This window comes from Priestia sp. TRN 1309 (genome assembly GCF_050846875.1).
Taxonomy (GTDB): Bacteria; Bacillota; Bacilli; order Bacillales; family Bacillaceae_H; genus Priestia; species Priestia zanthoxyli.
Genome location: NZ_JBOZGM010000005.1, coordinates 32715 through 44594 on the forward strand (window position 1 = coordinate 32715; position 11880 = coordinate 44594).

An 11880-nucleotide genomic window follows, 5' to 3' on the forward strand; every position below is an offset into this window, starting at 1 on the left:
ATGAAGAAAGTAAGGCTCCTGCAATCTATTCATTTAAAGTTTGTATTGATTTATGTGCTGCTCATTTTAATTGCGATGCAAATTATTGGGGTCTATTTTGCACGACAATTAGAAAAAGAATTAGTTAACAACTTTCGAACGTCTCTTCAAGAGCGGACAGACTTGCTGACGTATAACATTGGACAAGAAATGGTGAAAAATCGTGATGATGATTCACCGACTCTTGAGGAAGACTTAAAGACTATTTTAAGAGATTTTGCTTCAAGACCCAATTTAGCTTCAAATGATATGAATGACATTTCTGAAGTAAGAGTCATTGACCAAAATAGAAGAATCATTGCTACATCGAACTCAAATCCTCAACAGATCATAGGTAAAAAGACTAATGATTTAGCGATTACAAATGCGTTGTTAGCAGGAACGAACTCTGATAATGTATTTGTTGATCAAAGCGGGCAGCGAATCAGAGTTATGATACAGCCTATTCGTTTACAGGATAAAGTAGGTGCCAGTCAATCAAGTTCAACTAATAAAAATGGAAAAGTTCAGTCTAGCGAAGAAATCTTAGGCGCTATTTACTTAACAGCTTCCATGGAGCCTGTTTACGATCAAATGAGTAATATCAATCAGATCTTTAAGGCAGGTACGGTGATTGCTCTTTTTATCACAGCTATTTTAGGCGTGTTTTTAGCTCAGACCATTACTCGTCCAATGTCTGAAATGAGAAAACAAGCACTTGAGATGGCCAAAGGGAATTTTACGAGAAAAGCTAAGGTGTACGGGTATGATGAAATTGGTCAGCTAGCTCTCACATTCAACAACTTAACAAGAAAGCTTCAAGAAGCACAGGCAACGACAGAAGGGGAGCGCCGTAAGCTTAGTTCGGTATTAGCTCATATGACGGATGGCGTTATTGCGACGGATCGAAAGGGAAGAGTAATTTTAATTAATGATCCAGCCGCAGCTATGCTAAATGTTTCACGTGAAACGGTTTTGTCTGATCCAGTTGTTTCCCTATTAGATCTTGAAGAAACGCATACGTTTGAAAGCTTGCTTGCCAATCAAGAGTCATTAATTTTGGACTTTAGTACAAAATCGGATCCCTTTATTTTACGAGCTACCATTTCCGCTATTCAAAAAGAGACCGGTTTTATCAACGGGATTATCATTGTCTTGCATGACATTACAGAGCAGGAGAAAATTGATCAAGATCGCCGAGAATTTGTAGCGAATGTTTCACATGAATTGCGTACGCCGTTAACAACGATGCGCAGTTATTTAGATGCGCTTGCAGACGGTGCTTGGCAAGATAAGGACTTAGCTCCAACATTTTTAAATGTAACGCAAACGGAGACAGAGCGAATGATTCGTCTCGTTAACGACTTGCTTCAATTATCTAAGCTAGATAGCCAAGACTACCGATTTAGTCGTGACCCAATCAATTTTGTGAAGTTTTATCATTACATCATTGATCGCTTTGAAATGACAATTGAACAAGGTATTTCGTTCGTGCGCGACTTGCCAAATGAAGCAATCTATGTCGCTATTGATCAAGATAAAATTACACAAGTATTAGATAACATTATTTCCAATGCAATAAAATATTCACCTGAAGGCGGAACCATTACATTTTCAATTGCTCAGCATACGCATGAAATTGTTGTGAGCATTAAAGACCAAGGTATGGGAATTCCAAAATCAAATTTAGCTAAAATTTTCGAACGCTTCTATCGTGTAGATAAAGCACGAACGCGTAAATTAGGCGGAACAGGATTAGGGCTTGCTATTGCCAAGGAAATTATTGAAGCACATGATGGACGCATTTGGGCAGATAGTCAGGAAGGAAAAGGAACAACGATTTACTTTACTCTTCCGATTGAAAGTGAGAATGATGACGAATGGGAATGAGATATGAACATATCAAAACGGCCATCTTAGTTGTTCTCGTCGCTTCCAGTTTAATTATGACGTATCATATATGGACGTATCAGCCTTCTTATAAGGTCATTTCAAAAAATCAACATTTGCAAGAAGTTGAAGTTAGTTCAAAAAGTAAAATAGAAGATCATATTCTTCCAACAGAAGTTCTCTATCATCGAAACGATAATCACTACATGTCTCACGATGAAGATGATGTAAACAAATGGGTAAATGAAATGAAAAAGTGGAAATTTTCGAATGTGACGGACGTTTCGGATGCTATTTCTCCTGATGGATTTTTAAATTATGTCCATGGAAGTAATTCTATTGAAGTGCTGTATCCAGACGCGCTACCTTTGAAAACATTTCAACAGCTTTTTTCATTTTCTCAAACGTCTTTGCCTAATCAAACATTTGACCGTGTACTCATTAAAATTAAGCGTACACCTTCCTTTTTCGTGAGCGTGTATCTTGTGAATTATGAGCAAAAAAAGATTTATTCGGTTACAGTCAAGAATTTGGCCAAAGATGATATCAAAGAATTAGAAGATAAAATGAAGCGTACGTATGCCCCGAGCCTTGTATATAAAGAAAACAAAAATCGGTATATCTTCCTTCCGGAAAATAATATTACGATGAATAGTGAAGTCTACTATACGAGCATGAGGCATTTAGATATTGAAAAATATAAAGAAGCGCTTTTTAACAACCCAGACTATGCACGGAAAGAAACGTCTACAAACCGAGATGTCTACACTGAAGGTACAAAAGTGATCAATGTCAATACGAAGACAGATGTGATGGAATATGTGAATCTTGTAAATTCCACGACCGAGGTAATGGAAGATTATAATTTAATAAATCGCAGCTTTAGCTTCGTTAATGACCACGGCGGCTGGACAGAATCTAATTACAGGTTCAACAGCTGGAATCGCATTACAAAAGAAATTAGCTATCGTTATTATAAAGATAACTATCCAGTGTACAGCAATCAGGGAATGACTGAAATATATCAGAGATGGGGAAATGCGGAGATTTTAAATTACCGTCGTCCTCTTTATCGTTTTGTAAGAGTACAGGACTCGAGTGTAGAAAAGCTGCAGTCATCTCAAAAGGTGATTCAATTAATTGAAAAACATCAAAACTTTGACCCGAATCTGTTAAAAGATATTTCAATAGGCTATCAGCTAGAAGAAGTGTCACAGCAGCCGAAAACCGGCGAAAAGACGGTTGAGTTTAATTCTAATTCTGTCAAACTCGTTCCTTCTTGGTTCTATTATTATAATAGCAAATGGTATCGAATTGCACCGCCGACCGAAGGAGGCGATAACGATGGATTGGAATAGAACAAAAACCATCTTTATTTTCACTTTCTTGATTCTTAATATTTACTTAGGCTATCAGATTTTTAAAACTCATCAAGAAGATCAGTACTCTCTATTTGTGGAGTCGAGCGTGGAAGAACAATTGACGAGTGAAGGCATTGAATATAAACATTTACCTGTAGATGTGAAAGAAGCTTCTTCGTTAAATGCTAAAAGTAAGCTGTTTAAAGAAGAAGACTTAAAAAAGCTGAAAGAGCAAAAAGCAGCGCTGCTTGAGGAAAAAACAATTCGAAGCGTATTGGACAAACCTTTTTCAGTGCCTGAAAAAAATACAAAAGCAAAGCTAAGTCAATTTTTGAAACGATATGTGCTCTCCGGTGAAGATTATGAGCTATGGAACGTTAATAAAGAGAAAAAAACAGTTACATTCTTTCAACAATATAAGAAGCACAAAATCTATGACAATGAAAATGGCATGATCATTGCTCATTTAAATGATAAAGGTGAAATTGTTTCATATGAACAAACGATGCTAGGTTCCGTGAAAACGTTGGATGATGAGCAGGATGTTTTGTCTCCTTTAAAAGCATTGGAAAATTTGTTTTTGAAGGATGAATTGAAAAAGAAAGATTCTGTAACAAACGTAGAGTTTGGATACTATACGTTTGATCTGCCGTTATTAAATTCTCAAGTTTTAGCACCAACTTGGCACATTGTTGTAAATGGAGATACAAGTTATTTTGTAAATGCCTTTGAAGGACAGATCATTAAAAAAGGAAATAAATAAGTATTTGGAGTGAGATAAATGAGCCTGCATTTCAGCGTGCTAGCGAGTGGGAGCACAGGAAATGCGATTTTAGTAAGTGATGGAGAACATTCCTTACTAGTTGATGCAGGGCTGAGCGGAAAACAAATGGAAGCTCTCTTTCAACAAGTAAATCGCAATATCCCGGATTTATCAGGAATTTTAGTGACTCACGAACATAGTGACCATATTAAAGGACTAGGTGTTCTGGCACGTAAATATAAGCTCCCTATTTTCGCAAATGAAAAAACGTGGAACGCAATGGACGGCTTGATCGGCAACATTGATACGGAACAGAAGTTTCACTTTGAAATTGGCCAAACGAAATCGTTTGGTCAATTGGAAGTGGAGTCTTTTGGCGTTTCGCATGATGCTGCAGAGCCTATGTTTTATGTCTTTCATCAAGGGTCTAAAAAATTGACCCTTATTACGGATACCGGCTATGTAAGTGACCGCATGAAAGGTACAATTAAAAATAGTGATATGTACGTATTTGAAAGCAATCATGATGTTGAAATGCTGAGAATGGGGCGCTACCCTTGGAGCATTAAAAGACGAATTTTAAGCGACGTAGGACATGTATCAAATGAAGACGCGGCGCTTGCAATGGCAGATGTGATCGGAGATCAAACCAAACGCATTTACTTGGCGCATTTGAGTCAAGACAATAACATGAAGGAAATTGCCCGCATGTCGGTTGCACAAGTGTTACAACAAAAAGACATCAATGTAGAGGACAATATTCTTCTATGTGATACTGATCCAAAAAGACCAACTGATATTGTTTATGTATAGTCTCTAGAAAGGAAGCGAAAAATAACTTCATTTAGTACGTGAATGCAGACATTCACGATGATAAATGAAGGGTTCGGTGATAGTGTGGAACATTATGATGAAGGCCAAGAGCCGAATAGTCGGCCGCCTAAACGCCGCAGAGGATATTTCGCTTCTGCTCTGATTGGAGCTATTATAGGTGCACTTATTGTACTGCTTCTTATGCCAGCCTTGGTGAGGAACGGGATTTTGCCATACGGATGGATGAATGATGAAAATGGAGATGAACAAACAGGGTCTACGATACAAAAGTCAGTATCTCTTGACGTCACTACGGCCGTCACAAAAGCTGTTTCCGAAGCCAATGCAGCAGTTGTAGGAGTTGTAAACATTCAGAACTCTGAAAGCTTTTGGAATGATGAACGAACTGATGCCGGGACGGGCTCAGGTGTTATTTACAAAAAGCAAGGCAATAAAGCTTATATTGTGACAAACTATCATGTCATTAAAGGCGCTAACGAAATTGAAGTGAGCTTCAGTAACGGTACAAGGGTATCAGCTAAAATTCTTGGCAGCGATGATTTAATGGACTTAGCAGTTCTTGAAATTGATGCAGGTCACGTGACAAAAGTGGCTACCTTCGGAAATTCTGATAAGCTTAAAGCTGGTGAACCAGTGATTGCTATCGGAAACCCGCTAGGCCTTCAATTTTCTGGATCCGTTACACAAGGAGTTGTCTCAGGAGTTAACCGTGTCATTCCTCAAGATTTGAATGGCGATGGAAATCCTGATTGGCAATCAGAAGTCATTCAAACAGATGCCGCAATTAACCCTGGCAATAGCGGGGGTGCTCTTGTTAATATTGATGGTGAATTAATAGGCATTAATTCCATGAAAATTGCCCAAGAAGCAGTTGAAGGCATTGGTCTTGCAATACCAATTAACATGGCTAGGCCCATTATTAATGACTTAGAACGATATGGTGAAGTTAGACGTCCGTATCTTGGAGTTAGTACACTATCATTAAGTGAGGTATCAGGGTATCATTTAAAAGAAACCCTTAAGTTACCGCATGATGTAGTAAACGGAGTCGCTGTTCTAAAAGTCGAGCCAGGTTCGCCAGCCGCTAAAGCTGGGTTGAAGGAATATGATGTGATTGTTGAGCTAGATCACAGCAAAGTAAGGGATATTGCGACACTTCGCAAACACCTCTACATTGAAAAAGAAATTGGCGATAAAATGAATGTAACGTTCTATCGTGATGGCAAAAAGAAATCCACAGAAGTAAAATTAACGCGTCAAATGAAGTAAAAGAAAAGTTATCCACAGGGGATAAACTCCTGTGGTTTTTTAATGAAAAGAATAGAGAAAGGAAGATAAATACATGAAGATATATTGCTGTTTAGAACACACGGAACTAGCGCTGGATGTAATGGTAGATGAGATTGAGCTAGCACCTGTTTTTGAAGAAATAGAAAATTCAACTGACAAAAAAAGCTGCGAATATTGTGACAATGAAGCTGTATATGTAGTAGGGAACTAATATTCTTATACAAAATGTGGATATAGCATGTGGATATGTGGATAATATCTGTGGATAAGGGATAAAGGAGAGGAGAATAGCCTGTGAATATCTCTATTATAACCATTGGGAAGTTAAAAGAAAAATACTTAAAACAAGGCATTGAAGAATATTTAAAGCGTTTATCAAGCTATGCAAAAGTAGAAATTATTGAGCTTGCAGATGAAAAAGCGCCCGAAAACTTAAGTGAATCTGAAATGGAACAGGTGAAACAAAAAGAAGGAGAACGCATCTTAGCGAAAATCTCAGATGATACTCACGTGATCGCATTAGCTATCAACGGAAAACAAAAATCTTCCGAGGAACTGGCAAAAGAAATCGATTCATTAGCTACTTACGGAAAAAGTAAAGTAGCGTTTGTCATTGGCGGATCGCTTGGCTTAAGCAGCGAAGTAATGAAACGTTCAAACGCAGCTCTTTCTTTTTCAAAAATGACCTTTCCTCATCAGCTTATGCGCCTAGTATTAGTAGAACAGATTTACCGAGCTTTTCGTATTATTCGAAATGAACCGTATCATAAATAGAACGTGTGGATATTTTTTCATTAAAAGCAGAGGCAGAAGGAAATGTGAAACCTTCTGCCTCTGCTTTTATCATATGTGGATAAATAGCACACGTCTATAAAAAGAACAATTGAGTTTGAGCAAACGAGCTCTTATTTAAGAAACAGAAAAACCTTCGTCTTCTTTCACTCCAGCTCTGTCTTTAAACTCATCAAGTAACGCACGCACTTCATCAGTCGTTTCCGTGCTCATCAGGAGATTTCTTAATTCACTTGCACCGCGGAACCCACGAACGTAAATTTTGAAAAAGCGTCGAAGCGGTTTGAAAGGGCGCGGCTCTAGCTCTTCAGAATATTTGTCATGAAGGTCTAGCTGCAGGCGAAGAAGTTCTAATAGCTCTTCGCTTGTGTGCTCTTTCTTTTCTTTTTCAAACGCAAACGGATTATGGAAAATTCCGCGTCCAATCATAATTCCATCAACGCCGTACTTCTCCGCAAGTTCAAGACCTTTCTGGCGGTCAGGAATATCACCGTTAATTGTTAGTAGCGTATGAGGCGCGATTTCGTCACGAAGCTTCTTAATCTCCGGAATTAACTCCCAGTGCGCGTCAACATCGCTCATTTCTTTTTTCGTACGAAGGTGAATAGAAAGGTTCACGATATCCTGTTCTAAAATGTGCTTCAGCCAGTCGTACCACTCATCAACTTGCGTATAGCCAAGACGAGTCTTTACGCTTACTGGAAGCCCTCCAGCTTTGGCTGCCTGGATAATCTCAGCCGCAGTATCTGGACGGCGAATCAAACCAGAACCTTTTCCGTTTCCTGCAACGTTCTGTACAGGGCAGCCCATATTAATATCAATGCCGCGAAAGCCCATTTCTGCCATGCCAATACTCATTTGACGGAAGTATTCAGGCTTATCTCCCCAAATATGCGCAACGATTGGCTGTTCATCATCTGTAAACGTCAAACGTCCTTTTACGCTATCTTTTCCTTTCGGATGGCAGTAGCTTTCCGTATTCGTAAACTCTGTAAAAAATACGTCAGGTCGCGCTGCTTCAGTCACAACATGGCGAAAAACGACATCCGTCACAGCTTCCATCGGTGCCAAAATAAAAAACGGACGCGGCAACTCATGCCAAAAATTATCTTTCATCTTATATCTAAACCCTTTCTTTTAGGGAAAACATCTTCCCAAAATTAAAAAGTGTAATTTCTCTTATCGGGTTGAATGCTAGTATAAACTTCAACCAATATATACTTTAATGGTATGGAACGAAAAGTGCAAGGGAACAAGACATTTTGTTTTGACGGAAAACCATACCATAAATAAAAAGTATTAAAAAGATCTCTAAGTCTAACTTTGACATTTTTTTAATTAACCAACCCTATTGATCCCTTCTTTCCGAACCTCTAAACTAAAACTAACAGTTTAATGGAAAAAGGTGGAGTCAATGAATAATCGGTTACTAGTCAATTCAAAAAACACCAGTCTCTTGCATGAGCTTGTAACGTCTTTAAAACAGTGTAAAAGCTTTTATTTTAGTGTGGCTTTTATTAATTTTAGCGGACTTCAGCTTCTTTTAGATCCTTTGAAGGAAGCGGCTAGTCGAGGCGTGGAAGGGCGTATTATTACATCAACTTATCTGAATTTTACAGAAGTGAAGGCATTAGAGAAAATTAAGAACTTTGATCATATTGACCTTAAAGTGTTTAGTGAAGTCGAAGAGAAGGGGTTTCATACGAAGGTTTATATTTTTGAGTATGAAAACGATTATAAAGTGATTATAGGTTCCGCGAATATAACGCAAAGCGCTTTAAAAAGCAATATTGAGTGGAATGTGGAAGTTGTGTCAAAGGGTGAGTCTCCTTTTGTTCAAGATGTACTAAAGGAATATGAGTATTTGTGGGAGATCAGTGATGATGCGACGAGCGAGTTTTTGACGGAGTACGAGAAATTTTTAGGTACGTTAAAAGAAGCATCGTACAAGCCTCAGCAGGTATTCGAACGAAGTAACTATATTGTCCCGAATAAAATGCAGCAGCGAGCGATGGAAAACTTGAGACGCTTGCGTAGCTTTGGCGAAACAAAAGCGCTTGTAATTGCGGCTACGGGTACAGGGAAAACGTATATGTCAGCTTTTGACGTTCAGAAAGTTAAACCCAAAAGGCTGCTTTTTATTGTGCACAGAGAAGAGATTTTAAAAAAAGCAAAAGAAACATTTGAAATACTGTTTGTTAATGAATCGATGACTTTTGGTCTTTTGACAGGGAATTCAAAGGATAAAGAGGCAGATTACATATTTGCGACGATTCAAACACTAACGAAATATTACAGTGAATTCGATCGAGACCAATTTGATTATATTATTTATGATGAAGCCCATCACGCAACGAGCCCATCTTATCAAAGGATAATGGAGTATTTCAACCCAGTCTTTATGCTAGGAATGACAGCTACACCGGAGCGAAGTGACAGCATGAACGTATTTGATCTGTTTGATAATAATGTTGGAATTGAAGTGAGACTTCATGAAGCGTTGGAAGATCAATTGGTGGTGCCGTTTCATTACTTTGGTATCACAGATATTGAAGGTGTAGATTTAAGCGATATAGATATTGATGATATTACAGAGGTTACCAAGCGTTTAAAAGTAAATGAGCGCGTTGATTTTATTATTGAAAAAATGGAGTTTTATGGTCATGATGGTCTAAAGCGTAAAGCGCTCGGATTCTGCGCAAGCGTTGAGCATGCAGAGTATATGGCAGAAGAGTTCAATAAGCGAGGCTATAAAAGTGAGGTTTTACATGGGAGTCACTCGATTCCTTATCGTCAAGCATATATTGAGCGTTTAGAAAACGAGGACGATGAACTAGAAGTTATTTTTTCTGTTGATATTTTTAATGAAGGTGTCGACATACCATCAGTAAATTCGGTGTTAATGCTTCGCCCAACGAACTCTCCTATTGTATTTATACAGCAGTTAGGTCGCGGCTTGCGTAAGCATGAGAGTAAATCATTTCTAACAGTGCTCGACTTTATAGGAAACCATAGCAAAGTCTTTTTAATTGCGCTCGCGCTAAACGGCAGCCGCTATTACGATAAAGAAAGCTTAAAAGTTGCCATCGCAACAGGGTTTCCAAGTATTCCAGGGGCAACGCATATTCAAATGGATGAGATTTCTCGCGATCGCATTTTAGCTCAAATTGATCATGAAAACTTTAATTCCATGAAATATTTGAAAGAAGAATACAATGAATTTAAAAAGCTAAACCAAGGAAGAATTCCTTATTATTTGTTGGATTATTTAACATTTGACGGAGCACCAGATCCAATCAAGTTTATTAATAAAGAAAAGTCGTATCTTCAGTTTGTAGCGAAGACTGAAAAAGACGACCAGCTCAGATTACTTTTATTGCATAAAGACTTTGAAAGTGCACTAAAAGAGCTATCTAGCAAGCTGCCAATCAAGAGAGTTTACGAGTTTGTTATTTTAAAATATTTATTAAATCACAATCACATTTCATTGTCCCAGGCGAAGCAAGAAGTTTTAAAATATGTAGATAACGTTGAAGAAGATTCAGTACAACACGCATTTGAAGTGTTAAATCAAGACTACTACGACAGCGGTCAACTTCGTTCAAAGCTCAAGCTAATTGAGTTTACTGGAGAAGAAGCGGTAAAAACAGAGCGCTTTACCAATGTGCTGGATAATACACAGTTTAAGCAGTTCATTAAGGACGCGATTGATTATGGAATTTTCCGCTATGAAAAAGAGTTTGGAAAAGAAGATTATGGAATTCCACATTTAAAACTGTATGAACAATATACCATGATGGACCCCGCATTGTTATCAAACTATCGTAAAACGCATAGCTCATTCCGTGGTTCTGGCTTGTTAGTAAATGAAAAAGAGTTCTTTTTATTTATTGATCTTCATAAGGAAGAAGATATTAAAGAAAGTATTAACTATCAGGACAAGTTCATTGATAAGCGTACGTTCCACTGGCAAACACCAAACAGTACGGCACAGACGTCTGAGCGAGGAAAGAATATTATTTTTAATAAAGACAGAGGCATTCATCTACACTTATTTATACGAAAATACCGTGAAATTGACGGTAAGACCGAGCCGTTCATCTATATTGGAAAAGGAAACACGGTCGAGTATCATGGTGAAAAGCCAATCACAGTTATTTTAGAGCTTGAACACGAAGTGCCAAAGCTTTTGTATACGGAGTTTACTGAAAAAGTATGAATGCGGGACAAAAGTAGTGTAGTTGAAGTGAAAAACGAACCATTAATCAAACTGTTTGATTAGTAGTTCGTTTTTTTGTTACGGTGAACGTAGATCTTATCTGTTTCGTTCCTTCTAGCAGTTGATTTCCGTGCAAGGCTTCGCCTTGCACGGAAATCAACTGCGGTGTCACAAGCGATTCACCTCGTGTATCCCATTTGTTCGTCGTTAGATGGAATTCATTTCGTTATGTCCCATCCTCATTTTTCTTTCACCAATAATTCAACTGCCGGAATATCTGCAGGAGCCCAAACAAGTGAAAGGAGATTTTCTTTGTTTAGCCAAAGCAGCTTTGCATGCTCGGTTGGTTGAGGGGTACCTTCTATGATTTCTGCTTTAATTGCAATAAGTTCAATAATAAATGTTTTGTATTCGTGTACGTGTTCATTATGTAAATCAATCGTTTTTACTTTACAATGTAGCTCTTCTTCAATTTCTCTAACTAAAGCAGAGTAAATATCTTCGCCTTCTTCTACTTTACCACCAGGAAATTCCCATAAGTTCGCTAGTGACATATTATTGGAGCGCAAGGCACAAAGTACTTCTTCTTTTTCATTTTCGATTACTGCGGCAACGACTTTTACTTTTTTCTTCATTAGTCATCCTCCTTAAGTAGCTTTTTACTTTATCATAACATAGGAGAGTAGCGGGTTATATCCTAGGTGATTTGTTCA

At 38.0% G+C, this 11880-nt stretch carries 11 protein-coding genes; 8 read left to right on the plus strand and 3 right to left on the minus strand.

Annotated features, from left to right (window positions below; all coding sequences use genetic code 11):
- The 7 genes from walK (at position 1) to rlmH (ending at position 6930) form a co-directional block, all read left to right on the plus strand.
- On the plus strand, positions 1 to 1908 hold the full coding sequence (gene walK / locus ACRPLQ_RS19735) for a cell wall metabolism sensor histidine kinase WalK (protein ID WP_033580358.1): 1908 nt from the start codon (positions 1 to 3) through the stop codon (positions 1906 to 1908).
- Positions 1899 to 3266 carry a YycH family regulatory protein gene (locus ACRPLQ_RS19740; protein WP_028411920.1) on the plus strand — a complete coding sequence of 456 codons (1368 nt, stop codon included), beginning with the start codon at positions 1899 to 1901 and terminating at the stop codon, positions 3264 to 3266. Before walK ends, ACRPLQ_RS19740 begins: the two co-directional genes overlap by 10 nt.
- Entirely contained in the window at positions 3253 to 4032 is a 780-nt protein-coding gene (locus ACRPLQ_RS19745) for a two-component system regulatory protein YycI (RefSeq protein ID WP_034263964.1), read from the plus strand. The genes ACRPLQ_RS19740 and ACRPLQ_RS19745 overlap by 14 nt, the downstream gene beginning before the upstream one ends.
- A gap of 18 nt (positions 4033 to 4050) precedes the next feature.
- Entirely contained in the window at positions 4051 to 4845 is a 795-nt protein-coding gene (locus tag ACRPLQ_RS19750; protein ID WP_014457688.1) for an MBL fold metallo-hydrolase, read from the plus strand.
- A 57-nt stretch (positions 4846 to 4902) separates the two neighbouring features.
- Positions 4903 to 6135, plus strand: coding sequence for a S1C family serine protease (locus ACRPLQ_RS19755; protein WP_033580481.1), 1233 nt, complete (start codon positions 4903 to 4905; stop codon positions 6133 to 6135).
- A gap of 73 nt (positions 6136 to 6208) precedes the next feature.
- Positions 6209 to 6367, plus strand: coding sequence for a CxxH/CxxC protein (locus ACRPLQ_RS19760; protein WP_432236247.1), 159 nt, complete (start codon positions 6209 to 6211; stop codon positions 6365 to 6367).
- 83 nt (positions 6368 to 6450) lie between these two features.
- Entirely contained in the window at positions 6451 to 6930 is a 480-nt protein-coding gene (rlmH, locus tag ACRPLQ_RS19765) for a 23S rRNA (pseudouridine(1915)-N(3))-methyltransferase RlmH (RefSeq protein WP_028411923.1), read from the plus strand.
- Positions 6931 to 7065: 135 nt separating this feature from the next.
- On the opposite strand, the gene ACRPLQ_RS19770 is transcribed toward rlmH, so the two are convergent.
- On the minus strand, positions 7066 to 8064 hold the full coding sequence (locus tag ACRPLQ_RS19770; RefSeq protein WP_014457691.1) for a tRNA dihydrouridine synthase: 999 nt from the start codon (positions 8062 to 8064) through the stop codon (positions 7066 to 7068).
- 298 nt (positions 8065 to 8362) lie between these two features.
- On the opposite strand from ACRPLQ_RS19770, the gene ACRPLQ_RS19775 reads away from it, so the two are divergent.
- Complete coding sequence (locus tag ACRPLQ_RS19775) at positions 8363 to 11167, plus strand: DEAD/DEAH box helicase (RefSeq protein WP_432236248.1); 2805 nt, start codon at positions 8363 to 8365, stop codon at positions 11165 to 11167.
- Between the two features lie 46 nt (positions 11168 to 11213).
- Here ACRPLQ_RS19775 and ACRPLQ_RS19780 read toward each other — a convergent pair whose 3' ends face one another.
- Positions 11214 to 11339 carry a hypothetical protein gene (locus tag ACRPLQ_RS19780; protein WP_263294441.1) on the minus strand — a complete coding sequence of 42 codons (126 nt, stop codon included), beginning with the start codon at positions 11337 to 11339 and terminating at the stop codon, positions 11214 to 11216.
- 67 nt (positions 11340 to 11406) lie between these two features.
- Positions 11407 to 11802 carry a (deoxy)nucleoside triphosphate pyrophosphohydrolase gene (locus ACRPLQ_RS19785; protein WP_432236249.1) on the minus strand — a complete coding sequence of 132 codons (396 nt, stop codon included), beginning with the start codon at positions 11800 to 11802 and terminating at the stop codon, positions 11407 to 11409.
- Positions 11803 to 11880: the final 78 nt, after the last annotated feature.

Excerpts from the sequence above, each read along its gene's own strand:
- walK (WP_033580358.1), top strand. The coding sequence starts at position 1 with ATGAAGAAAGTAAGGCTCCTGCAATCTATTCATTTAAAGTTTGTATTG.
- ACRPLQ_RS19740 (WP_028411920.1), top strand. The coding sequence starts at position 1,899 with ATGGGAATGAGATATGAACATATCAAAACGGCCATCTTAGTTGTTCTC.
- ACRPLQ_RS19745 (WP_034263964.1), top strand. The coding sequence starts at position 3,253 with ATGGATTGGAATAGAACAAAAACCATCTTTATTTTCACTTTCTTGATT.
- ACRPLQ_RS19750 (WP_014457688.1), top strand. The coding sequence starts at position 4,051 with ATGAGCCTGCATTTCAGCGTGCTAGCGAGTGGGAGCACAGGAAATGCG.
- ACRPLQ_RS19755 (WP_033580481.1), top strand. The coding sequence starts at position 4,903 with ATGATAAATGAAGGGTTCGGTGATAGTGTGGAACATTATGATGAAGGC.
- ACRPLQ_RS19760 (WP_432236247.1), top strand. The coding sequence starts at position 6,209 with ATGAAGATATATTGCTGTTTAGAACACACGGAACTAGCGCTGGATGTA.
- ACRPLQ_RS19770 (WP_014457691.1), bottom strand. The coding sequence starts at position 8,064 with ATGAAAGATAATTTTTGGCATGAGTTGCCGCGTCCGTTTTTTATTTTG.
- ACRPLQ_RS19775 (WP_432236248.1), top strand. The coding sequence starts at position 8,363 with ATGAATAATCGGTTACTAGTCAATTCAAAAAACACCAGTCTCTTGCAT.
- ACRPLQ_RS19785 (WP_432236249.1), bottom strand. The coding sequence starts at position 11,802 with ATGAAGAAAAAAGTAAAAGTCGTTGCCGCAGTAATCGAAAATGAAAAA.